20 protein-coding genes are annotated in these 22,817 nt (G+C 41.1%); 13 read left to right on the top strand and 7 right to left on the bottom strand.

All coding sequences use genetic code 11. The annotated features are described in order from the left end of the window. Nucleotides 1-254: 254 nt before the first annotated feature. Nucleotides 255-578: a heavy metal-binding domain-containing protein gene (locus tag EKM76_RS08575; RefSeq protein ID WP_125550261.1), complete on the bottom strand. Its 324-nt coding sequence runs from the start codon at nucleotides 576-578 to the stop codon at nucleotides 255-257. A gap of 48 nt (nucleotides 579-626) precedes the next feature. Continuing rightward, nucleotides 627-2,012 (bottom strand): 23S rRNA (uracil(1939)-C(5))-methyltransferase RlmD, encoded by a 1,386-nt coding sequence (gene rlmD, locus EKM76_RS08570; RefSeq protein ID WP_125550260.1) that lies wholly within the window; start codon nucleotides 2,010-2,012, stop codon nucleotides 627-629. 225 nt (nucleotides 2,013-2,237) lie between these two features. Between rlmD and recX the strand changes: the two genes are divergently transcribed. Then, complete coding sequence (recX, locus tag EKM76_RS08565; RefSeq protein ID WP_125550259.1) at nucleotides 2,238-3,038, top strand: recombination regulator RecX; 801 nt, start codon at nucleotides 2,238-2,240, stop codon at nucleotides 3,036-3,038. Between the two features lie 116 nt (nucleotides 3,039-3,154). Continuing rightward, complete coding sequence (gene ntdP, locus EKM76_RS08560; protein ID WP_125550258.1) at nucleotides 3,155-3,688, top strand: nucleoside tri-diphosphate phosphatase; 534 nt, start codon at nucleotides 3,155-3,157, stop codon at nucleotides 3,686-3,688. 97 nt (nucleotides 3,689-3,785) lie between these two features. Here ntdP and EKM76_RS08555 read toward each other — a convergent pair whose 3' ends face one another. Further along, a complete protein-coding gene (locus EKM76_RS08555) occupies nucleotides 3,786-4,103 on the bottom strand; it encodes a hypothetical protein (protein WP_125550257.1) in 318 nt (105 codons plus the stop codon). Nucleotides 4,104-4,138: 35 nt separating this feature from the next. Further along, nucleotides 4,139-4,570 (bottom strand): GNAT family N-acetyltransferase, encoded by a 432-nt coding sequence (locus tag EKM76_RS08550; protein ID WP_125550256.1) that lies wholly within the window; start codon nucleotides 4,568-4,570, stop codon nucleotides 4,139-4,141. A gap of 207 nt (nucleotides 4,571-4,777) precedes the next feature. On the opposite strand from EKM76_RS08550, the gene EKM76_RS08545 reads away from it, so the two are divergent. The 3 genes from EKM76_RS08545 to EKM76_RS08535 all read left to right on the top strand — a co-directional run bounded on the left by EKM76_RS08545 (nucleotide 4,778) and on the right by EKM76_RS08535 (nucleotide 9,250). After that, on the top strand, nucleotides 4,778-5,896 hold the full coding sequence (locus EKM76_RS08545) for an AI-2E family transporter (protein WP_125550255.1): 1,119 nt from the start codon (nucleotides 4,778-4,780) through the stop codon (nucleotides 5,894-5,896). Nucleotides 5,897-5,996: 100 nt separating this feature from the next. Next, nucleotides 5,997-7,328 carry a hemolysin family protein gene (locus EKM76_RS08540; protein WP_125550262.1) on the top strand — a complete coding sequence of 444 codons (1,332 nt, stop codon included), beginning with the start codon at nucleotides 5,997-5,999 and terminating at the stop codon, nucleotides 7,326-7,328. Between the two features lie 320 nt (nucleotides 7,329-7,648). Further along, entirely contained in the window at nucleotides 7,649-9,250 is a 1,602-nt protein-coding gene (locus EKM76_RS08535) for a peptide chain release factor 3 (protein WP_125550254.1), read from the top strand. Between the two features lie 46 nt (nucleotides 9,251-9,296). On the opposite strand, the gene EKM76_RS08530 is transcribed toward EKM76_RS08535, so the two are convergent. The 3 genes from EKM76_RS08530 to EKM76_RS08520 all read right to left on the bottom strand — a co-directional run bounded on the left by EKM76_RS08530 (nucleotide 9,297) and on the right by EKM76_RS08520 (nucleotide 13,286). Beyond that, on the bottom strand, nucleotides 9,297-10,409 hold the full coding sequence (locus EKM76_RS08530) for a MucBP domain-containing protein (protein WP_125550253.1): 1,113 nt from the start codon (nucleotides 10,407-10,409) through the stop codon (nucleotides 9,297-9,299). A gap of 103 nt (nucleotides 10,410-10,512) precedes the next feature. Further along, nucleotides 10,513-10,791 carry a DUF1827 family protein gene (locus tag EKM76_RS08525; protein WP_125550252.1) on the bottom strand — a complete coding sequence of 93 codons (279 nt, stop codon included), beginning with the start codon at nucleotides 10,789-10,791 and terminating at the stop codon, nucleotides 10,513-10,515. A 218-nt stretch (nucleotides 10,792-11,009) separates the two neighbouring features. Next, complete coding sequence (locus tag EKM76_RS08520; RefSeq protein WP_125550251.1) at nucleotides 11,010-13,286, bottom strand: ATP-dependent Clp protease ATP-binding subunit; 2,277 nt, start codon at nucleotides 13,284-13,286, stop codon at nucleotides 11,010-11,012. A gap of 237 nt (nucleotides 13,287-13,523) precedes the next feature. On the opposite strand from EKM76_RS08520, the gene EKM76_RS08515 reads away from it, so the two are divergent. From EKM76_RS08515 to EKM76_RS08480, 8 genes are all read left to right on the top strand, one after another. Continuing rightward, nucleotides 13,524-13,706 (top strand): hypothetical protein, encoded by a 183-nt coding sequence (locus tag EKM76_RS08515; RefSeq protein ID WP_125550250.1) that lies wholly within the window; start codon nucleotides 13,524-13,526, stop codon nucleotides 13,704-13,706. 197 nt (nucleotides 13,707-13,903) lie between these two features. Then, nucleotides 13,904-14,170 (top strand): phosphocarrier protein HPr, encoded by a 267-nt coding sequence (locus tag EKM76_RS08510; RefSeq protein WP_125550249.1) that lies wholly within the window; start codon nucleotides 13,904-13,906, stop codon nucleotides 14,168-14,170. Beyond that, complete coding sequence (gene ptsP, locus EKM76_RS08505; RefSeq protein ID WP_125550248.1) at nucleotides 14,170-15,894, top strand: phosphoenolpyruvate--protein phosphotransferase; 1,725 nt, start codon at nucleotides 14,170-14,172, stop codon at nucleotides 15,892-15,894. The genes EKM76_RS08510 and ptsP overlap by 1 nt, the downstream gene beginning before the upstream one ends. Nucleotides 15,895-16,190: 296 nt before the next feature. Next, on the top strand, nucleotides 16,191-17,369 hold the full coding sequence (locus EKM76_RS08500) for a glycosyltransferase family 4 protein (RefSeq protein WP_125550247.1): 1,179 nt from the start codon (nucleotides 16,191-16,193) through the stop codon (nucleotides 17,367-17,369). Between the two features lie 33 nt (nucleotides 17,370-17,402). After that, nucleotides 17,403-18,425, top strand: coding sequence for a glycosyltransferase family 4 protein (locus EKM76_RS08495; RefSeq protein ID WP_125550246.1), 1,023 nt, complete (start codon nucleotides 17,403-17,405; stop codon nucleotides 18,423-18,425). Nucleotides 18,426-18,427: 2 nt separating this feature from the next. Continuing rightward, complete coding sequence (locus tag EKM76_RS08490; protein WP_125550245.1) at nucleotides 18,428-19,450, top strand: lysylphosphatidylglycerol synthase transmembrane domain-containing protein; 1,023 nt, start codon at nucleotides 18,428-18,430, stop codon at nucleotides 19,448-19,450. 158 nt (nucleotides 19,451-19,608) lie between these two features. Further along, nucleotides 19,609-19,845, top strand: coding sequence for a YkuJ family protein (locus tag EKM76_RS08485; RefSeq protein ID WP_010010930.1), 237 nt, complete (start codon nucleotides 19,609-19,611; stop codon nucleotides 19,843-19,845). A 237-nt stretch (nucleotides 19,846-20,082) separates the two neighbouring features. Further along, the gene (locus EKM76_RS08480) at nucleotides 20,083-22,152 is read left to right on the top strand and encodes an LTA synthase family protein (protein WP_125550244.1); all 2,070 of its coding nucleotides are present in this window, start codon (nucleotides 20,083-20,085) and stop codon (nucleotides 22,150-22,152) included. Nucleotides 22,153-22,817 lie beyond the last annotated feature (665 nt).

Here is a 22,817-nt window from a genome sequence, read left to right as displayed (position 1 = left end):
CAATATTTTCTGGCCAGCTCGGCACCGCCGATATCATGGTCTAGATGTTCACTGATAATTTGCGCTTTTAAAACTGGGCTATATTTAACCATGAAAAAAGTACCTCACAATCATTAGACTCTTTGTCTAACAATTATGAGGCACTTCAATATTCTGGTCAGGCTTTTTTTCTTATCTAGGGTGCTGCTGGTGATTTGGAAATGAAAATACCGTTCAAAAATTTAGCGCCAATTTTTGAACGGTACGCATCTGTGCTATTTAAATTTAACGGCTGTACCATATGCGGCGACCGTTTCCATGTCGGCACTAATTGAATCAGAATCAAAGCGCATCATGACCACTGCGTCGGCCCCTAATTCACTGGCATTGTGGCGTAAGCGTTCAATCGCAATATCGCGTGCTTCTGTTAATAACTCGGTATAAGCTTTGATTTCGCCACCTACCAGGTTTTTTAAGCCTGCACCAATATTTTTAGCGAAATTTTTTGACTGGGTCGTTAAGCCGAAAACTTCACCGATAATTTCATATTCTTGCCCTGGGATATGTTCAGTCGTTGTGACTAAGATGTTCTTTTCCATAAAATCAAGTTATATTGATAGGTTCATTTTACCATTGTAAGCGATTTATTAGTAGAGTTTGTTCTTTTTAAAGCGTACAACTGCTGTGATTTGTGCTGTTTGTGGATTTAGATCGATCGATTGAATATAGTCGACACTATAAGCTTCGCTGAGGGTGACTAAATCACGCGCTAAGGTGGCTGGATTACAGCTGACATAAACGAATTTTTGTGGTCGGCTAGCTAGAATAGCGTGCAATAACGGTTGATCTAAACCAGTTCGTGGCGGCGTTACGAGCAAAGCGTCGGGCGTAAAATCAGCCGCTGCCCATTCAGTTAAAATTGTTTCCGGCTTACCCACTTGATAATGAGTATTTTCAATCTGGTTCAGTGCAGCATTTTGTTGTGCGGTGTTGATGGCGTTAGGTAGTGGATCAATTCCGCGCACTTCGCTGGCGATATGAGCTAAAGCAAGACCAAATATGCCGCTACCGCAATATGCATCCACTAAAGATTCATGTGGTGCCAGTTGCAAAGCGGTCTGCACCAAGGCAATCAATTTTTCAGTTTGCGGTGGATTGGTTGGAAGTAAAGTCAGTGCAGATACGCGGTAAGCTAAGTTGGCCGACGTTTCAGTAAGGTAGTCATTACCGAATAAAATCAAATTTTCCATAGCGGCTAGCTGCTTCTGGTCAACATTTTGCATGATCGAAGTAACTTGCGGTAGGTCAGCTTGAATGCGACTTAGTAATTCACGTTTATGTGGTAATTTACGCGAATTAGTAATGAAAGTTAGTTGTAAGTGCCCAGTGCTAAACGATTCGCGGACAGCCATAGCCTTAATGATCCCGGAGTTTTGCTGTTCGTCATAAATCGGTACGGCTAGTTCTTCTAGTAGTTGAACGGTATAGCGGATGGCCTGCATGGTGGCAGGGCGTTGAATATTGAAGTTAGTTAGGTCGATCAGCTCATGACTCGGTTCACGAAATAAGCCGGCAGCAACATGATCGTTGATTTTACGAACTTGGAATTTGGCTTGATACCGATATTCGTAGGGCGTTTCCAGTTTGATCGTTGGCCGTAAGTCATATTGTTGATAGTCTCGTGGCTTAAATTTTTCTAACGCTTGGCGAATAACGTCGACTTTAAAAGCCAGTTGTGCGGGATAACTTAAATGTTCTAATTCGGTGTCGGCAATTTGACCATAATAGTCAGGATCGCGTGGTGTGACTCGCTGTGCACTTTTTTCGCGCAAACTATGGATCTTAGCATTGACGAATTTAGGCGCAATGGCTGTGACCTCGGCAACAATTACTTCGTCCGGCAGAGCACCGGTAACGAAAACGATTGTTCTTTTGTAGTAGCCGATACCTTCACCATTGATGCCTAGACGTTTGACCGTTAGCGGGAAACGTTGGCCAACTTGGATATCATGAAAATAAGTAGTTTCTGTCATAAATAACTCCTTCTACTACATAAATGGTTTTTGCGGAAAATTTTAGTAGTGTTCATAAATGAGATAAGCGAGTCATTAGTGCTCGCAGTTCATAAATAATTGCCGTTTCAGTATAACATAGCTAATTAGCCACTAGAAAAAAGGCGAACTGACATTTGCATCTTGCTTTAGGCTTGCTATAATGACAGTAACTATAAAGGCCATAATGGTACGAGGAGGTTGCGGATGTCGACGATCACAAAAATCACAACACAAAAACGTAAGGGTCGCTATAATATTTATCTAGATGAGGCCTATGCTTTTCCGGTTAGTGAAAGCGTCTTGATCAAATTTCGTTTGGCCAAGGGGCTAGAAATCACGCCTGACCTACAAGCAGAAATTGATACGGCGGAGGCGCACGCACAAGCTTACCAGATGGCATTGAATTATTTGTCTTATCAATTACGGACGGAAATGGAAGTGCGGATCCATCTCAAGCAGCATGACATCCCAGTGGCAGTGCGGCAACAGGTCGTACAACGTCTGTACGAGTTGAATTTGCTGGATGACGCTAGCTATGCGGCCAGCTATGTGCGAACGGCAATGCGCACCAGCGACAAAGGGCCACAAGTTATTCGGACTAAGTTACGTGAAAAAGGAATCACAGCTGAACAGATCACTAATGCGCTAGATTTGTATACGCAACAGGATTTGGCGACGAATGGATTAAAGCTCGCCGAAAAATTAGCACAGCGTTATCGCCAGCAAAGTTTTCAACAACGGCAGCAAAAAATCCGACAGGGACTGCGGCAAAAGGGTTTTGATGCTGATGTGACGAATTTAGTTATGAGTCAGCTTGAATTGGTCAAGGACGACGATACAGAGTGGACAAAGTTGATTGAGCAAGGTGAAAAAGTTTGGCGTAAAACAGCGCGCTACAGCGGTTATGAACGTAAACAAAAAGCAAAACAACAACTTTACCGTAAAGGATTTGCGCTAGATCAAATTGATCACTTTTTAGCTGAAAAAGAAGCAGCAAATGACTAGTTTGATGGTGGCTGAAGAATAAAGTTTCGTCATTTGGAGTAAACTTTGATATAATGTTCATGATAATTCGGTGTTATCAACTTCAACGTAATGAACGTCAGAAAGTAGGTCAGCGCATGCGTATTCCGAAAGAAGGGGAATCGGTCGCGATCCAGAGTTATAAACATGACGGAAGTTTACACCGGACGTGGCGTGACACGATGATTTTAAAAACATCGGAGAACGAGATAATCGGTTGTAATGATCATACTTTAGTAACTGAATCAGATGGACGACGTTGGCTGACACGGGAACCGGCAATTATATTTTTTCACCGACATTATTGGTTTAATATAATTGCCATGATTCGTGACAACGGGGTTTCGTATTATTGCAACCTAGCTTCGCCGTTTACATTGGATCGTGAGGCATTGAAGTATATTGATTATGATTTAGATGTCAAAGTTTTTCCGGATGGCGAACGAAAATTATTGGATGTCGATGAATATGAAGCCAATAGTAAACGTTGGCATTACTCCAATGCGACAGACAAAATTTTGAAGGCTAATGTCAATGTATTAGTCGATTGGTCTGATAATAAAAAAGGACCATTCTCGCAAGAATATATTGATATTTGGTATCGACGTTACCTGGAACTTGCCCACCGGTAAGCGGAAGTCAATTGGATCGATATAACATAAAAAAGGCCAAGACAAAACGTCTTGGCCTTTTTTTGCTTGATGCTGAGTCACAGATGTTGCAGCTTATTTATGGCTGTGATGCGTAGTCAACAAAACGGACATATAAGGCGCTGACCACAAAGGTAAATAATAGCCGACTAATAAAGTGAGTCAACGTTATTTGACTATTTAGCGCCAGACCGTTAAGTACGGCACAAATAAGTAGACCAAGCATGCCGCCGCCGAAAAACCAGCGACTAAAATGCGTTAGGAACAGTAAAAGTACACAGCCTAGATTAAGGATCACTAGTAGTAAAGAAATTTCACCAGTAACGCCACCGGTAACTGCACCGATCAGCATGCTACTGGCATATAAGTAGATTAAGATTTGAGTCATTAAACGCATGATCGTTGGTCATCCTTTATTTTTAATTATATCGATTAACCCAGTTTCTTTTGCATTTCATGATGGGGGATACCGGCATCTAAAAATCCTGGTCGTGCAGTTTGGCTAAAACCAAGCCGTTGGTAAAAGCCCAATGCTTGATCTTGACCGCCTAATGTAAGGACCAAGCGATTTTGCTGCCGTGCGTAGGCTTCTAGTGCTGCGAATAATTCTCGTCCGTATTCATGGCCCCGCTGTGCCTTTAAAATAGCTACTCGCTGAACATGGTAACCGCCAGCTTCTGGTAGTAATCGAGCCGTAGCTACTGGTTGCTGTTCGACGTAACCGACAAAATGAATCGTATCAGCCTCATTCTCGATTTCCAATTCCAGTGGTACTTGCTGTTCTTGAACAAAAACTGTTTTACGAATATTAAGTGCGTCCTGATAAACGGGGCTACTTAAATCAGTGGTGTGACGAATTTCCATAAGTTATTTTTACCTACTTCCTTAGTTTTAGCTAAAGTATGGTCCTAAATCAAGGACTCATACTGTTGGTTGTCCGTTAAGTTTGGTAGAATGATTATAACATTATTTGTACAAGCTGGCCGTGAAAATTATGAATGCAAGTTGCATTATGACGGTTGAAAACCATACAAAATCAATTGTAATTGCTAAGTAGAGGAAGTGTTATTGATGTTTGACCAGATCCGTCATTCACGGCTAATGTTTTGGTCGCTGGAATTATTGATCGTTGCAACTTTGATCTATATGTGTACGAAGATCAGTTTTGTTTTTTCACCGCTTGGTACTTTTGTAGCAACTTTATTTATCCCAATTTTAGTGTCAGGGTTTTTATTTTATTTATTCAACCCACTGATAAAACTATTAGGTCATTTAAAAATTTCGCGTAGTTGGGCAATTTTAATTGTTTTCTTGATTTTTTTTGGCGGTTTGACACTCATTATCTGGGCGGTGATTCCTAATTTAATTAGCCAAATCACACAGTTGCTAGGCAATCTACCAGCAGTGGCCAAAGATATGGAGCATTTGGCGAATGACTTAATGAAAAATCCGTTATTAAAACAAGTTGATCTGGATAAGGCAATCACGGATATGAACCTTTCGTTTAGCAGTATTATGCAGTCGCTGTTAAAATATTTTACAAGTAGTATTGGTTCAGTTGTTGGCACGGTTACCAGTGTGGCGGTGACGGCGATCACGATTCCGGTCATGCTATTTTACATGTTGAAGGACGGCCATCGTTTGATTCCGAACGTGCAACGTTTATTACCTAATAAATATCGGGCAGAAGCCACTGATCTATTATTAAAAATGGGTGATACTATTTCATCATATATTGCTGGCCAATTGATTGAATGTTTATTTGTCGGTATTTTTACTTTTCTAGGCTATTTATTGATTGGTATGCCGTATAGCTTCTTGCTAGGGTTCATAGCTGGTTTGTGTAATATTATGCCTTACGTTGGGCCTTACATCGGGATAGCACCGGCTTTGATCATTGCGGTGACCGTTTCGCCGATGATGATCGTTTTAGTTGTGGTGGTAGTGGTCGTCGTTCAACAAATTGATGGCAATTTTGTTTATCCCAATGTAATCGGCCGTACGCTGGCGATTCATCCCTTGACCATTATTATTTTATTGTTGGTTGCCGGTAATATTGCTGGTTTGTTAGGCATGATTTTAGCAATTCCGTTTTACGCGATCGTCAAAACGGTGGTCCAATATTTCTGGGGTATTTACCAATTGCGCGAACAAGCTAAAATAACTGTGCCGGTGGCAAAAGATAAATAAAACAATATAATAGCCTTCATGATGACAAGCAAAAATTGAAAAATGCTGGTTTTCATGCTAAGATTTGACAGTAAATGAAGTGAACGGAGTGGATGTGTCGATGAGTTCTGACCCGGATAGTCATATATGGGGACAGTTGATCGTATTAGTTGTTTTTTTAGGATTGAGTTTATTTTTTGCTACGTTAGCATTTTTAATGACAAATGTGTCTACACAACGGTTAGATGAAGAAGCCAAGGCTGGTGATCGTAAAGCAGCCCGCGTTTTGAAACTGTTGCAGCGGCAAGTCCCTGTCTTAGTTTCATTACGCAGTTTAGCCTTAATAACAGAATTAGTGACTGCTTTAATGACCTTTGACTTATCGCGGACTTGGATCACAGGCGCAGGCAGTAGCGCGATCGTTGCATGGATAGCTGTTTTTGTTGTCATGATCTTGCTACAGATATTGTTTGCGAATCTATTACCGCAACAGCTAGCAATGGACCATCCGGAGCAAATGGCCAAACGTTTCAGTGGTGTGATTTTAAGTCTTCAGTGGTTATTACAGCCTTGGGCTTGGTTGCTACTATTATTAACACGTGGTTTGACCCACCTATTCAATTTACCCTTTCATAATGAGGTTAAACGCGAGTTGAGTCGGGAAGAAATGATCGAGATGATCGAGCATGGCCAAAAATCAGGTGCCATTGAAGCAGATGAATTTCAAATGTTCGAAGGTATCATTGATATGCAAGAAAAGATGGCACGAGAAGTTATGGTACCGCGAACAGACGCTTTTATGCTTAATATTGAAGATGAAGATGCTGCAAATATTAAACTGATTTTAGAACAAAATTATTCACGAATTCCTATCTATCGGAGTGATAAGGATAAGGTCATTGGCGTTGTCCATATTAAAAATTTATTACAGCGAGCTCATCAAGTTGGTTTTGCTAATGTTAAAATTGCTGACGTTATGCAAGAGCCATTATTTGTACCAGAGACGATCATGATCGATCGTTTGCTTTATGAATTTAAAAAAACACAAAATCAGTTGAGTATTTTATTAGATGAATACGGCGGCTTAGTCGGTTTAGTCTCAATTGAAGATTTATTAGAAGAAATTGTCGGTGAGATCGATGATGAATCTGATGAGGCGGAAATTCTATATCGCCGAGTCGATGCACAGCATTACGTGGTCAAAGGTAATATGCCGCTGGATGATTTCAATGAATTATTTAATACTGAAATTGATAGTCCAGATGTTGATACGATCGCTGGATATACATTGGCTGAGTTAGGTACGATTCCTGAGCTTGGTCAACAGTTGACCTTAAACTTGGCGGGTGGTATTGAATTACAGACCGGAACGGTTGCGGGTTCACGTTTGCTAGAAGTATTAGTCACTTTACCGACAGACAAGCCAGTCGACTCAGCAACTACAGAAGATTGAAGCAACTAAAATTCGAGTCGATGACTCGAATTTTTTACGGAAGCCATGTTTTTGACGATGACCGCAGCGGTTTAAGCTAAGGAAACGCAGTTACGGACTTTGTAACTACGTACCGCTATAGCGGCCGGCAAAATGGCCATCGCCTGGAACATTAGGATTTATTAGCGTAGTTAGCTAATAAATAACCTTGATAGTGGAATAGAGCCATGTTTTTGACGAGCGAGGTAGCGGCCGGCAAAATGGCCATCGCCTGGAACATTAGGATTTATTAGTGTAGTTAGCTAATAAATAACCTTGATAGTGGAATAGAGGGAACGATTATGGAAAAAACAGAATTAGCAACGGCAGTCAAGCGGCGGCGAACTTTTGCGATTATTTCTCATCCGGATGCTGGTAAAACAACTATCACTGAGCAGTTATTGCTTTTTGGTGGCGTCATTCGTAAAGCCGGTACGGTAAAGGGTAAAAAATCGGGACAATTCGCTAAATCTGATTGGATGGAAATTGAAAAGCAACGTGGTATCTCGGTTACCAGTTCGGTAATGCAATTTGATTATCAAGGTAAGCGGATCAATATTTTGGATACGCCAGGGCATGAGGATTTCTCTGAAGATACTTATCGGACTTTGATGGCGGTAGATTCTGCTGTCATGGTCATTGATGCCGCTAAAGGGATCGAACCACAGACTAAGAAGTTATTCAAGGTTTGTCGTATGCGTGGCATTCCGATTTTTACGTTTATGAACAAATTGGATCGTGATGGTCGTGAACCAATGGATCTGATCGCCGAATTGGAAGAATTATTGGATATTGAAACTTACCCAATGAACTGGCCAATTGGGATGGGTAAAGGTCTAGAAGGCTTATACGACATTCACAACAAGCGAGTTGAACTTTACCACGAAGATGCGCAAGGCCAACGTTATTTGCCAGTTGATGACGAGGGTCAGATCATTGGTGATCATCGTTTGAAACAAGAATCAATTTATCAACAGGCATTAGAAAACGTGCAATTATTGTTAGAAGCGGGTAATGACTTTGATGCTGCAAAAGTCGCTAAAGGTGAGCAGACGCCGGTATTCTTCGGTTCAGCCTTAACTAACTTTGGTGTTAAAACTTTCTTGGAAAGTTATTTGGAATATGCGCCAGCGCCAGCAGCGCATAAAACGCAAGATGATCAAGTCGTCGCGCCAACGGATGAAGGCTTCTCTGGTTTTGTTTTCAAAATTCAAGCTAACATGAATCCCAATCATCGTGATCGGATCGCCTTTATCCGGGTTTGTTCCGGCGAATTTGAGCGTGGGATGGACGTTACTTTACAACGGACGCAGCGTAAATTACGTTTAGCTAATTCAACTGAATTTATGGCTGATAGTCGTGAGGTAGTAGAAACTGCGGTGGCTGGGGATATTGTTGGTTTATACGATACTGGTAATTTTCAAATCGGTGATACGATCTATACCGGCAAACAAAATATTCAATTTGAAAACCTACCCCAGTTTACGCCAGAATTATTCGTTAAAGTAACGGCTAAAAACGTGATGAAGCAGAAATCTTTCCACAAAGGGATGGAGCAATTAGTTCAAGAAGGGGCCGTTCAACTATATCGGACCTATGTAACTAATGATTATGTCCTCGGCGCGGTTGGTCAACTGCAGTTTGAAGTTTTCCAATTCCGGATGAAGAATGAATATAATTCTGATGTTGTATTAGAACCAATGGGCGAAAAAATTGCCCGTTGGATCGATCCTGAACAATTGGATGAAAAAATGTCTTCTACGCGGAACTTGTTAGTTCGCGATCGTAGTGGGGCACCACTATTCTTGTTCGAGAATCAATTTGCTGAGCGCTGGTTTAAACAAAAGTACCCCGAAATTAAATTAAGTGAAAAATTATCCACTGATACTGTTGGTGGACACTAAAAAAATCGTAGCGATGGCTACGATTTTTTTGTATTCTGATTTTAAATTAGTGCAGGCGCTTAATTGGTGCAGTAAAGTTTTGTCCTGCTGAAAGTAAGCGTAAATAATGTTCTTCTAACCAAGTGTGGTCTTCTAATTCATACCAGACACTATTATTTGATAAAATCAGGCCGTGAATGATATTGACGATTTGACCGTGCTGCAGATAGTTTGCGGCGTCGCCATAAGGTTGTGTCCAAGTTCGCAAAGAACGATGGGGGACAAAATCAACGGCTGCACGGCGTGAACCCGGAATAACAGCTGCTTGCTGGAATAGTGGCGCGACTAATCGCTGTGGCCGCGGTTGTTGATAATAATCAACGCGGGTTGTATTTGCGGTGGAGATCCATTGACCGCCCAAATCATACCAAGTTTGCCGCTCGGCAGTTTGAACCTTCTGGTAAACACGCCAAATCGTATTGATCGGCAGCTTTTCAGCTAAGGGATCGATGCCCGGTTCACGGTAACTGACTACATCAGCGGTTAAACGGATAAACCCAGTCAGATAACGATTGGCCCAACGAATTTGGCGTAAGCGGTATGAGTAGGTAACGATTTGTGCTTTGGTGCCGAAACGCCCGCTCTGGTTAGTGGTCACGTGCTGGACCCGATAGCGCTGCGAGTCTAAGAAGTGGGTTTCGTAAGGTTGACCAAGTTGGCCAACGATATATTCGGGTGCGACTAATAGATGATGTGCTTCATCAAAATGAAAAACGATCACTGGTGCAGCGGGTTGCCGTGCATAAATCAACTGAATAATTGCCCGCGGATACACAAAATAGCCATGATAATTTTCAATTCGGCTAACATAATAATTTTTAAATTGATGCATGCTAATGTTAAAGGCCCGGCCACGCACGCCACTAACGATTTGTGGTTGCGCGAGTTGTTCACCAGCTTCACTGAAATAAAAAACGATCACAAAAGAATCTGGTTGGACCTGAGTACTTGGATGCAAACTACGTCTGGTCATTGGCAAGTAAGCTTTGCCAGTTGGGGAGGGCAACAGAATGGGCCGCCGCCGGGCAATTGGTTGATAATGCTCGCCTAACGGTAACTGGACTGTAGCGACTTGTTGTTGCGGGTTAAAGAAAGTTTTCAGTCGTTTTAAAAAGTTCATTCGTTTTAACCCTCCTCTCTTAGTTTTAGAAAAAATCGATTATTGGTTCAGTAGTTTTAGTGAAATTATGCAGTAATAGATTCTCAGTAATAATATAAATTACTTACTTATGCTCCAGTGAGATCTCTGCCAATTTTTCCGAAGTGATCACGTTGACTTCTGCTCGGGTACGCTGCGCAAGTTGGGCCAAGGTGTAATCGATCTCTTCAGGGGCAATATTACGTTGGCGATTAGTTAAGAGAATTTCATCATGGGTCGGTGCTTGCGTAAAAATAACCAAGGTATCAGCTAATGCAAAAATTTGGACATCAGTTGCATCTGTGTTGTTGAGCTGGCTAGTGACCAAAGTTTGATAATCTGCGGTAACCTTTTGTAGTTGCATTGACGCGCACTTCCTTTATTTAAGATAAGTATTTAGACACTTAATTATGATGACACTTACATTATAGTGGAAATTACCATAAAACAAAATAAAATTCACTATAAAGTATCTGCATTGCGTATGAGTAAGTGGAAAAGTGTGATGAGAAAACAGAAAAAGAGCTACGACAGTGTTTTGTCGTAGCTCTTAGTCATTGCGTAAACCAACTAGCGATACGGTTATTCTTTTGTTGGTTTAGTTGGTTTAGTTGGTTTAGTTGGTTTCGCTGGTTTTATTTCTGAATCAGTTTCAGTTGGTTGATAAGGACCGATCACAATTTGATCATCCTTAACGTTAGCTGATAAAGATTTAGTTGCAGCATGATCTAGATAATAATCCGCAATTCGATCCTCGATCTGTTCTTGAATGACCCGCCGTAATGGCCGCGCACCCATCGCTGGGTTGTAACCAAGATCGACTAATTTTTCCTTAGCCGGCTGAGTGACGTGGATCGTTAAGCCCTGATCCGCGGTCATTTGGTTGACATCAGTTAACATTAGATCAACGATCTGAATCAAATCTTTCTTAGTTAACGCATTGAATTCAATGATATCATCAAAACGATTCAAGAATTCAGGCTTAAAGTAATTTGATAATTGATCCAAAACTGAATGGGTACTACCACTAGCAGCGGCACTGAACCCAACGTTCGCCTCGGCATCGCCTTGGCCAGCATTAGAGGTCATGATAATGATCGTGTCCTTGAAGCTGACCGTCCGTCCTTGCGCATCGGTCAAACGACCATCGTCAAGGATTTGAAGAAACATATGCATAACGTCAGGATGAGCCTTTTCAATTTCATCCAACAAGATCAAGCTATAAGGATTACGCCGTACTTGTTCAGTCAATTGGCCGGCTTCTTCATAGCCAACATAGCCAGGAGGAGAACCGATCAATTTAGACACTGAGAATTTCTCCATGTATTCACTCATATCAAAGCGAATCATTGAATCCTCAGAACCAAATAACTCAAGTGCCAATTGCTTCGCTAATTCAGTTTTACCAACACCAGTGGCACCGATAAAGAGGAAGGAGCCAATTGGCCGACCTGATTTATTGAAGCCAATTCGATTACGCCGAATGGCACGCGCAACTTTATCGACCGCTTGAGTTTGACCAATAACGTGGTTATCAAGATCCTGTGCCAAAGTTTTAAGCTGTTGTTGTTCCTTGCTACGCATCTCACCAACTGGAATATTGGTTTTCTCTTCGACGATCTGTTCCATATCTTTAACATCTACTGCCGGTGTTTCTTCCGTCACAGTATCGTCTTTTTGCATTTTCTCTAGCTTGTTAACTTGATCGCGGTAATAAGCCGCTTTCTCATAGTCTTCTTGCTTCAATGCTTGCTGCTTTTGTTGTTCGGCTTGGTCCATCTTTTCCTTGATCACTTTTGGATCAACTGTATCGATGGTCAAATTCTTACGTGAACCAGCTTCATCCAGCAAATCGATCGCCTTATCAGGCAAGAAACGATCTTGAATATAACGGTTAGAAAGGTTAGCTGCAGCTTCAATAGCATCAGCTGTATATTTCACATGATGGTAGTCTTCATACTTCTTCTGCAGACCTTGCAAGATTCGAATCGTTTCTTCAACAGTTGGTTCATCTACACGAACCGGTTGGAACCGGCGCTCAAGTGCCGAATCTTTTTCAATTTTACGATATTCATTCAAGGTAGTAGCACCCATTAATTGGAAGTCACCGCGGGCCAAGGCAGGTTTCAAAACATTACCTGCATCCATGCCGCCTTCAGCGTTGCCTGCACCCATGATCTCATGAATTTCATCAATAAATAAAATCACATTGGCGTCTTTACGGACTTCATCCATTAACTGTTGCATCCGTTGTTCAAATTGACCACGAATACCAGTTCCTTGAACTAAGGAAACAACATCTAAACGAATAACTTCTTTACTTTGTAATTTTTGTGGTACTTGACCAGCAACAATTTTTTGCGCTAAGCCTTCTACGACAGCCGTTTTACCCACACCAGCTTCGCCAATCAAAACTGGATTATTTTTTGTCCGGCGATTGAGAATTTCGATAACGCGAGAAATTTCTTTATCACGGCCAATTACGGGATCGACTTTACCTTGCCGAGCAAGATTAGTTAAGTTAACGCCAAATTGCGCTAACAAACCGTTACCACCCTTGCCATTAGGACCACGGCCACCACCGTTACGTCCGGCTTGGGTTTGTGGGCCTTGTTCAACATCCATTTGTTGGTTAGCATTTGCGCCACCTTGGCCCATTGCTCGAAAAATATCGTCTAAGTTTCCGAAACCAAAGGGATCATTAGGGCCCGCTGCGTTCCGCGGCTGACCGCCTTGACCTTGTTGCTGCTTTAATTGTTGATAGCAGTTTTGGCAGAGATCAATTTGTTTACGCGCGCCATTCACATTAGTATATAAGTGAATCGTTGCTTCATTTTTGCGACAATTTTGACACAACATAGATCGCTTCACAACCTTTCGTACGAGTTTTGTATCGTAGCTCATTCTGCATCCCAAAAAGGTCAAATTCTGTTTGACTAACTTTGACCTTCAACCAGTATTATACAACCCGCCTTTTGAAATACAAGTGTTTAGCTCCATTTTTTGGCAGTAAAAAATTAGAGTGCTAATTTGCAGTTCGTCAAAGTTTTGTTTACAATATCAGTTTAGTATATGTAGGGAAATGAGGCAAAAATTATGACCGATTATTTAACCCAAATTAAAGAATTAGCCACTGGGGAACGAAAACAGATCGAAGTGAAACAGGCCGATTTTTATAATTTTCGGACAGCGTGGTTACAATTTCCGCAACGCAAAAGTATTGTTGGTGAAGCACAACGTGGCGGCGATGTAATCTATCATTATGAAAAAGGCGACTAAGTAGTTGTCCTGAGTTAACTTTCACGAAAACTTGAGAAAAGAAACTTAGGCTTAAGCCGTAATCTGGATAAAAAAGGTTGTCGAACCGGTTGAAAAATGATAGTCTTAAATGTTGAAAGGGCGACTTTTATTTGAGTTCAATTAAAAGGAAAACCCTAACATAAAACTTTTTAAACGCCAAAGGAGAATGATCAATCATGGAAAAACGCGATTTTCATATTATTGCCGAAACAGGTATTCATGCACGTCCTGCCACTCTATTAGTACAAGCAGCCAGCAAGTTCAATTCAGATATTAACTTGGAATATAAAGGCAAGTCAGTTAACTTGAAATCAATCATGGGCGTTATGTCGCTTGGTGTTGGTAAAGATGCTGACGTTACGATTTCAGCTGAAGGTGCTGACGAAGCTGACGCAATCGCTGCAATTGCTGATACCATGACGAAAGAAGGATTATCTGACTAATGACGGAAATGTTAAAAGGGATTGCTGCTAGTGACGGCATTGCTCGCGCAAAAGCCTACTTGCTTGTTCAACCTGATTTATCATTTTCAAAAAAGTCGATCGATGACGTTGCTAGTGAAACTGCGCGCTTACAGGCGGCAGTGGCAGCTTCAACTGAAGAGTTGCAAAAGATTCGTGTGATTGCAGCTAAAAGCTTAGGTGAAGAAGAAGCCCAAGTTTTTGATGCACATATGATGATTTTAGCTGATCCAGAGTTTGTTGGTGCGGTGGAAACCGGCATTAAGAATGATAAAACCAATGCGGAACAAGTATTGCACGATGTTTCAACGCAGTTTGTTGAAATGTTTGAGGCGATGACTGACAATCCATATATGCAAGAACGGGCAGCTGATATCCGCGATGTGACCAAGCGGGTGATGAGCCACTTATTAGGAGTAACGTTACCAAATCCAGCTTTGATCGACGAAGAAGTTGTCATCATTGCCCATGATTTGACTCCAAGTGACACTGCACAATTAAATCGTAAATATGTCAAAGGGTTCATCACTGATTTAGGTGGACGGACAAGCCATTCTGCAATTATGGCGCGTTCGTTAGAGATCCCAGCAATTGTCGGTACTGAAAAAGCAACGACAACTGTTAATGAAGACCAAATGGTGATCGTAGACGGTAATACTGGTGATGCGTTACTTGACCCATCATCTGCTGATATTGCTAAATACGACCAAGCAGCCAAAGATTTTGCTGCTCAAAAGGCCGAATGGGAAAAGTTAAAGAATGAGCAGACCGTCACTAAAGATGGTAAGAACTTTGTTACGGCCGCTAATATTGGGACGCCCGACGATGTTGTTGGCGCAACTGATAATGGTGCCGAAGCAGTTGGCTTATTCCGTTCTGAATTCCTCTATATGGATTCAGCTGAATTACCAACTGAAGATGAACAGTTTGCTGCTTATAAGAAAGCACTAGAAGGTATGAATGGTAACCAAGTGGTTGTTCGGACGATGGATATCGGCGGTGACAAGCATTTATCATATTTACCATTACCAGAAGAAATGAACCCATTCTTGGGTTACCGTGCAATTCGGATCAGTCTTGATCGCCAAGATATTTTCCGGACACAGTTACGCGCATTATTGCGTGCTTCTAGCTACGGTAATTTAGCCATCATGTTCCCAATGATCGCAACAGTCAGCGAATTTAAGCAGGCTCGCGCAATTTATGATGAAGAACGGGAAAAGTTGATTCAAGCTGGTGTGTCAGTTGCAGATAAGATCGAAGTCGGTATGATGATGGAAATCCCTGCAGCAGCAATTATTGCGGACAAGTTAGCAAAATATGCTGACTTCTTCAGTATTGGCACTAACGATTTGATTCAATATTCAATGGCGGCAGATCGTGGTAACGAACACGTTGCTTACCTTTACCAACCATATAACCCATCAATTTTACGCTTAGTTAAGCGGATCATTGATACAGCGCATGCTGAAGGCAAGTGGGCTGGTATGTGTGGTGAAGCAGCTGGTGATACGACCATGGTACCGTTACTGTTAGGTATGGGCTTGGATGAATACTCAATGAGCGCGACTTCGATTTTGAAGGTTCGTAGTTTAATGAGTAAGCTGGATACTAAGGATATGAAGGTCTTGGCGGACAAAGCATTGACTGATGCGGAGACCACTGAAGATGTTGTTGCCTTAGTTAAGGCTGCTACACAAGCTTAACTAAAACTAAGAAGTGCCGAGCAATCGGCGCTTTTTTTATGCCGTAATTTAGCTTTGTGGGCTGAAGTTGGCGGCCGCTATATTATTTAGTGCAGATCAGTGCACGCTGAGAAAAAACTCAGACTTTCGTGTGATTATTTTATGCTGTAACTTCGCTATAATAAATATTGAGCTAAGCGCCTTTAAAAAATGGTTTGGCGCGATCAGTAATATCAAGCTAGTTGTTATTTGCGCTTTAGTTGTATTCCCACTATAATTAATCTAATAGACTAGTTTGGAAAGAAGGTAAATTGCGCGTGAACATTGGTATATTTACAGATACATACTTTCCGCAGGTGAGTGGAGTCGCAACTTCGATCAAAACGTTACGGGATGAGCTTGAACGTGAAGGCCACTCCGTTTACATTTTTACCACAAGTGATCCACATGTGGATAAGGATGAATTTGAGCCTAATATCTTTCGCTTTGCGAGCGTTCCCTTTGTTTCTTTCACAGATCGACGAATCGCGGTGCGGGGCTTGTTTCATGCCTATCAAGTGGCTCGTGATCTCGATTTAGATATAGTGCATAATCAAACGGAGTTCTCAATGGGTTATATTGGTAAATTCGTAGCAAAAAATTTAAAAATTCCTTGTATTCACACGTACCACACTATGTATCAAGACTATTTACATTATATTTTGAATGGGAAATTATTGCGACCGTATCACGTTAAACAGGCGATGCGGGCTTATTTTCACCATATGTATGGTGTGATCGCACCTAGTGAACGTGTGGTAACGACTTTACAGAGCTATGGTGTTAAATCACCAATGCGAATCATTCCAACTGGAATCGATATTTCGCAGTATGAAAAGCCGGTAACCGTTGATTGTCGACAACAATTAGGCATTGACAAAACAACGCCAGTTTTGCTGTCGTTAAGTCGGGTTGCCTATGAGAAGAACATTCATGAAATTGTTGCGGCTTTACCAAAAATTTTAGCTAAACAGCCAGCGGTTCAATTAGTGATCGTTGGTGATGGGCCTGCGCGTGCCGATCTTGCCCAGCAGGCACAACAATTAGGTGTTGCGGGGCATGTGATTTTTACTGGTGAAATTTCCAATGATCATGTTGCTGCTTATTACCATATGGCTGATTTATTTGTTTCAGCTTCGCATTCTGAATCACAAGGCTTAACTTACGTTGAGGCGATGGCCAGTGGGTTGAAATCTGTCGCTGCGGCCAGTCCCTACACTAATGAACTTTTAGATGATCCAGCGATTGGGACAACATTTGAAAGTGAATCCGAAATGATCCACCAAATTTTAAACTATTTAGCTCATCCACAAAGTTATTCTGATCCGGCACCACGGCAGCAGAAACTATATTCAATCTCTGCAGAGCATTTTGCGGAGCAGGTGGTACGCTTTTATCAGGATACTCAGATTTATTACGCTGAACGCCATCGCGATTCTGCTGATGTTAGCGATTAACAGCAAACTTTTATAATTGGAGATATAAATAGCATGTTAGATATACACATGTTCTCTAGCGCCACTAAGGTTAAAGGCCAAGGTGTTGGCAGTGCTTATACGGAGCTGGTACAGTTACTGGAGAACCATTTCAAAACTGAATTCAATGTGACAATCAATCAATATGGCCGGGCTGATATCAGCCACTACCATACAATTGATTTTCCTTTTTTTCTCTCAACCTTTTCCAAGCGGCGCGGTCGTAAAATCGGCTACGTCCATTTTTTGCCAGAGACGCTGGAAGGTAGTTTAACGATTCCGCAGCCGTTTAAAGGGATTTTTTATCGTTATGTCATTGCTTTTTATCGGCGGATGGATCAAATCGTTGTTGTTAATCCTAGTTTTATTCCTAAACTAGTGGCTTACCAAATTCCTGCGAACAAAATTACGTATATTCCTAATTTTGTATCGCGTCAAGAATTCTATCAGCAAACGCCGGAGCAGATCGCGGCTTTACGCAAAAAATATCAACTTGCCGCGGATAAATTTGTAGTTCTAGGTGCGGGGCAGATCCAGGAGCGCAAAGGCGTCGATGATTTTGTTGAATTAGCGCGGCGTAATCCGGATATTCAGTTTATCTGGGCAGGCGGTTTCTCTTTTGGCAAAATGACGGAAGGCTATCAACGTTATAAGAAAATTGTTGATGCGCCACCGGCTAATTTACGCTTTACAGGGATCATTGAACGATCCGAATTGATGAATTATTATAATGTAAGTGATTTATTTTTACTGCCTTCTTATAATGAATTATTTCCAATGTCCGTACTAGAGAGCTTTGCTTGTGGCACGCCAGTCCTACTACGCGACTTATCCTTATATCGGTCGATCATTGCTGGATATTATGTGGCGGCGGCTGATGTTGACGATATGAACCAGCAAATTGCTGATTTACGGCAAAAACCAGCAGCGTTGGCTTATATGCAGCAACAAGCACAAGCGGCAGCCGATTATTATTCAGAAGAACGGCTAGCCAAGATCTGGCGGCAATTTTATTTGGCGCAAGCTAAAGAGGGCTAACGATGAGTCGAAAAAATATAGCTGTTTTGATCGGTATGTTGTTGCTAGGTGGCGGTATTTTTGCTTATGAATTGCGCTCGGTACGACTAAGTCAGCTGCTGCGTGAGATTTATCGGCTCAATCCATGGTGGTTGCTAGCAGCAGCTGGCTGTATGGCACTTTATTGGGTCATGGAAGCTTTAGTGGTTAAACTGCTGTTAAAAGGACGCGTTGAACGGTTCTCGTTTAAAAATGCGTTACGTATTCCTTTAGTTGAACAATTATTTAATTCATTGACGCCTTTTTCTTCTGGTGGGCAACCCGCACAATTAGTGGCGTTAATGCAATCGGGTGTTGATGGTGGCCGTGCTAGTTCACTATTACTGATGAAATTTATCGTTTTTCAAGCCATGGTGCTACTTAATTTCATTCTGACTTTAGTTTTTGGTTTCAAGTTAGTTGCGGCTAAGTTTACTTATTTAGCTTGGTTAGTGGTTTTTGGCTTTATTATTCATTTGGTGGTCATTACCACATTATTGTTGATCATGTATTGGTATAACTTTACTAAGGCTTTAGTTCGATTACTGTTGCGGCCACTCCACTGGTTTATGAAGGCTGAACGCGTGACTAAGTTGGCACTCACACTAAATCAGAAAATCGATAACTTTCATCGTGAAAGCTTGCGGATCAAGAATCAAACGGGAATGTTGATCAAAGCTAGTTTGCTGACTTTTATCCAGCTTGTTTTTTATTATAGCGTCCCGTATTTTGTCTTGCTAGCGCTAGGCCTGCACCCTAATTTTTTTGAGGTGTTAGTGATGCACATTATGATCGTCATGATTATTTCCCTATTTCCAATTCCTGGCGGCTCCGGTGGGGCAGAAATCAGTTTTCGAGCGCTCTTTGCGACCTTTGTAGCGGTTAATAGTAAGTTGGTGTTGGCGATGATTTTATGGCGGATCATGACTTATTATCTGGGCATGTTCATTGGCATGTTTGCTTTAGTGATCAAACCTGATCGAGTTAAGGAAATCGACCAAAGCTAAAATTAGAATTTCATGAAAAAAGCAGCGCTGGAAGTTGATTTAACAACTAATCAAGCATAAAAACTAGATATTTTTGAAATAACTGGCGCCGAAATGCTCATTTAGCTCGATTTTCTGGTATCATTATTGGGTAAAGATCGAATGAAGGGAGTCACGTCATGAAAAGCTCACAGCTAGTTGCGATCATCAGTCGTTTGGAAGCCATGCAGCAAGGTTCTGCGGACGACGAAGTCCGGACTCGCCGCTTTGAAAAAAATGGTGCCGAACGCGGTTTAGTCAGTTTTGACCCACAAACAGAGACTTACGAGTTAGAAGAATTAACGAACCATCAGAAATTTGAATTCGATGATATTGATTTAATTGCGATGGAAATCTATGATCTGCTTGATGACTAATCAGTCTTCAACTGAATAAAATGATTCGACAGTCGTCGGCAAACTTATTTAAAATGGGTTTGTTGGCGATTGTTTGTTATCAGCATGTGCTTTTTAGACGTAGAACTCGCTGAATAAAAAAGCTAGTAATATTAAATATTTCATGAAGCTTGTGACCAGCAATTGTTTTTCACAAGTAAATCCAGTATGATTTAAGAGAATTTAAATCGTATTTATATGACGGAGGTTAGTAACATTATGGGGCAAGCTTTAAAGAAAGTGCGGTCGGGGATCAATACGCGACTTGGCTTCTTTATCCTCGCAGTCCTACTGTTTAGTATCAAATCTTATTTTGCTTACAAAACAAAATTCAGCTTAGGCGTTAGCGGTGGGATGCAGGAATTACTTTTAGCGTTCAACCCGGTACCCTTTGCTGTCTTGCTATTAGGACTAGCGTTATACATGCGTGGACGTAAATCGTACTGGTTTATGCTACTTATCGATACCATCATGGCATCGTGGCTCTTTGCCAATATTTTGTATTATCGTGAATTTTCTGACTTTATAACCTTCAACTTGATAAAAGGTTCTAGTGCGGTCACTAATAATTTGACTCAGAGTATCGCGGGTATCATTCGACCAACCGACTTTTTAGTTTTTGCGGATGTGATCGTTTTGATTATTTTACTTGCTTTTAAGTGGATCAAAATGGACACCAAAGCGTTTAAATTACGCTATGCAGCACTGGTTTCGAGTCTTGCAGTTTTACTATTTGGCGCTAATTTAAGTTTGGCTGAAACTGATCGTTCTGGTTTACTAACACGAACTTTCGACAATAATTACATCGTGAAATACCTCGGCTTGGAAGCCTATACGGTTTATGATGGGGTCAAAACAACCCAGAACAATGCGACTAAAGCCAATGCCGATAGCTCTGATCTAGCCAGCGTTCAGAAGTTTTTAGCTAAAAATCGTGTAACGCCGAATGTCGAGTATTCAGGCGTGGCTAAAGGTAAAAACGTGTTCATCATTCATTTAGAAAGTTTGCAACAATTTATGATCGATTATAAATGGGATGGGCAAGAGGTTATGCCAAATATTGATAAGCTCTACCACTCATCAGATACCCTGAGCTTCGATAATTTTTACAATCAAGTTGGCCAAGGTAAGACAGCGGATGCCGAAATGATGCTCGAAAATAGTTTGTACGGCTTACCTGAAGGATCAGCGATGGTCATGGACGGTACAACGAATACTTTCCAAGCTGCACCAGCTATTCTAGGACAAAATGGGTATACAACAGCGGCTTTCCATGGTGACGTGCCTAGTTTCTGGAATCGGGATAATACCTACAAGTCATGGGGCTATGATTACTTCTTTAGTAAATCGTATTTCCCGAATGGTGATAAAGCTAGCTATAATCTTGGTTACGGTATGAAAGATAAAATCTTCTTAAAAGATTCAGCACAATACATTCAACAGTTGCCACAACCATTCTATGCAAAATTGATCACCGTTACTAACCATTATCCGTATGTGATCGATTCACAAAATGAATCAATCAAACCATTCAATACAGGTGATTCGACGGTTGATCCATACGTGCAGACTGCTCGTTATCTGGATCAATCAGTGGGTGAACTTATGAATTGGTTGCAAAAGACCGGCTTAGATAAGAATAGTATGGTCGTACTTTATGGTGATCATTATGGTATTTCTAATAACCATAAACCGGCCATTGCCAAACTGTTAGGTAAGAAGAAAGTAACCAACTACGATCTAGCTAATTTCCAGAAAGTACCATTTATGATCCATATGCCAGGTTTAAAGGGTGGCATCAACCACACTTATGGTGGCGAGATCGATGTTTTACCAACCTTACTCAATCTATTAGGGGTCAAGAATTCTGACACCATTCAATTCGGTAGTGATTTGTTGGCGACAAACCGCAAACAAGTCGTTGCTTTCCGCGATGGCGATTTCGCTTCACCAACTTATACGAAGTATGGGAATAACTACTATGACAGTACTGGAACGGAATTGAAGAAGTTAACAACGACACAGCAAAAATCAATTGATGATATGCAGAATTACGTTACCAACACATTATCTGCTTCAGATAAAGTTATTAACGGCGATCTGCTTCGTTTCTATCAACCGAGTGGTTTCCAAAAGGTCGTCAAAGGGGCTTATAATTATAAAAAGTCAGCGGCCCTGAAAGAATTGAAGCAAGCTAACAAAAAGAAATCAACTAGTTTGATGGCAAAAAATGATGGTAAATCAACCATGAGCGATTATGAGACTGATGCCCCAGAATTAAAAAAATAAATTTTAGCCGGTAGATTAATCTAATCTATCGGCTTTTTTCGTACGCTATAGGATAAAAGAAGAGAATGATGACTGTATATTTCAATGAATGACGATTTTTATTCAAATAATTAGATCAAAAGTTCGGATATACCACATTTCACTGTAGCTGACGCTATCTTGACGGTGTACTAAAATGTTGATATAGTATTGATTGTTGTCAGTTACGGCACGCCACGTTGAAAAAAGTTTTTAAAACTTTTTATTGACACAGCTTGTTGAACTTGATAAACTATTAAAGTTGTCACTTGTTGAGTTATTCATCTCTTCCTGCATAAACATACAGAAGGGAAGTCTGATTTAATAGGGCATAGCTAAATTAATTTTGACTAGCTTGAATATTTATTCAAAAAAGTTCTTGACAGATTTTATCCGTCATGCTAAACTAATTAAGTTGTGTTGAGCAACGACCGTAGATCTTTGAAAACTGAACAAAGTTTCGACAAATCAAATGTGTAGGGTCTTTATTTTTTACTAGTTTTCGGACCGGTCGAAGTAAAGCAAACATTTGCGAAGTCAATTCAATTTGAATTATAACTCGCTAGCAACAAAAACAATTGAGCAATCAATTTTCATTTTATATGAGAGTTTGATCCTGGCTCAGGATGAACGCTGGCGGCGTGCCT

Origin of the sequence: Loigolactobacillus zhaoyuanensis, from assembly GCF_003946385.1 — a bacterium.
Taxonomy (GTDB): domain Bacteria; phylum Bacillota; class Bacilli; order Lactobacillales; family Lactobacillaceae; genus Loigolactobacillus; species Loigolactobacillus zhaoyuanensis.
The sequence above is the reverse complement of the archived record's forward strand: the minus strand, read 5'-3'. Positions and strand labels throughout refer to the sequence as shown.

What these genes read in the sequence shown, in the direction of transcription:
- EKM76_RS08575 (WP_125550261.1), bottom strand. Translation starts at nt 578, where the DNA reads ATGGAAAAGAACATCTTAGTCACAACGACTGAACATATCCCAGGGCAA.
- rlmD (WP_125550260.1), bottom strand. Translation starts at nt 2,012, where the DNA reads ATGACAGAAACTACTTATTTTCATGATATCCAAGTTGGCCAACGTTTC.
- recX (WP_125550259.1), top strand. Translation starts at nt 2,238, where the DNA reads ATGTCGACGATCACAAAAATCACAACACAAAAACGTAAGGGTCGCTAT.
- ntdP (WP_125550258.1), top strand. Translation starts at nt 3,155, where the DNA reads ATGCGTATTCCGAAAGAAGGGGAATCGGTCGCGATCCAGAGTTATAAA.
- EKM76_RS08555 (WP_125550257.1), bottom strand. Translation starts at nt 4,103, where the DNA reads ATGCGTTTAATGACTCAAATCTTAATCTACTTATATGCCAGTAGCATG.
- EKM76_RS08550 (WP_125550256.1), bottom strand. Translation starts at nt 4,570, where the DNA reads ATGGAAATTCGTCACACCACTGATTTAAGTAGCCCCGTTTATCAGGAC.
- EKM76_RS08545 (WP_125550255.1), top strand. Translation starts at nt 4,778, where the DNA reads ATGTTTGACCAGATCCGTCATTCACGGCTAATGTTTTGGTCGCTGGAA.
- EKM76_RS08540 (WP_125550262.1), top strand. Translation starts at nt 5,997, where the DNA reads ATGAGTTCTGACCCGGATAGTCATATATGGGGACAGTTGATCGTATTA.
- EKM76_RS08535 (WP_125550254.1), top strand. Translation starts at nt 7,649, where the DNA reads ATGGAAAAAACAGAATTAGCAACGGCAGTCAAGCGGCGGCGAACTTTT.
- EKM76_RS08530 (WP_125550253.1), bottom strand. Translation starts at nt 10,409, where the DNA reads ATGAACTTTTTAAAACGACTGAAAACTTTCTTTAACCCGCAACAACAA.
- EKM76_RS08525 (WP_125550252.1), bottom strand. Translation starts at nt 10,791, where the DNA reads ATGCAACTACAAAAGGTTACCGCAGATTATCAAACTTTGGTCACTAGC.
- EKM76_RS08520 (WP_125550251.1), bottom strand. Translation starts at nt 13,286, where the DNA reads ATGTTGTGTCAAAATTGTCGCAAAAATGAAGCAACGATTCACTTATAT.
- EKM76_RS08515 (WP_125550250.1), top strand. Translation starts at nt 13,524, where the DNA reads ATGACCGATTATTTAACCCAAATTAAAGAATTAGCCACTGGGGAACGA.
- EKM76_RS08510 (WP_125550249.1), top strand. Translation starts at nt 13,904, where the DNA reads ATGGAAAAACGCGATTTTCATATTATTGCCGAAACAGGTATTCATGCA.
- ptsP (WP_125550248.1), top strand. Translation starts at nt 14,170, where the DNA reads ATGACGGAAATGTTAAAAGGGATTGCTGCTAGTGACGGCATTGCTCGC.
- EKM76_RS08495 (WP_125550246.1), top strand. Translation starts at nt 17,403, where the DNA reads ATGTTAGATATACACATGTTCTCTAGCGCCACTAAGGTTAAAGGCCAA.
- EKM76_RS08490 (WP_125550245.1), top strand. Translation starts at nt 18,428, where the DNA reads ATGAGTCGAAAAAATATAGCTGTTTTGATCGGTATGTTGTTGCTAGGT.
- EKM76_RS08485 (WP_010010930.1), top strand. Translation starts at nt 19,609, where the DNA reads ATGAAAAGCTCACAGCTAGTTGCGATCATCAGTCGTTTGGAAGCCATG.
- EKM76_RS08480 (WP_125550244.1), top strand. Translation starts at nt 20,083, where the DNA reads ATGGGGCAAGCTTTAAAGAAAGTGCGGTCGGGGATCAATACGCGACTT.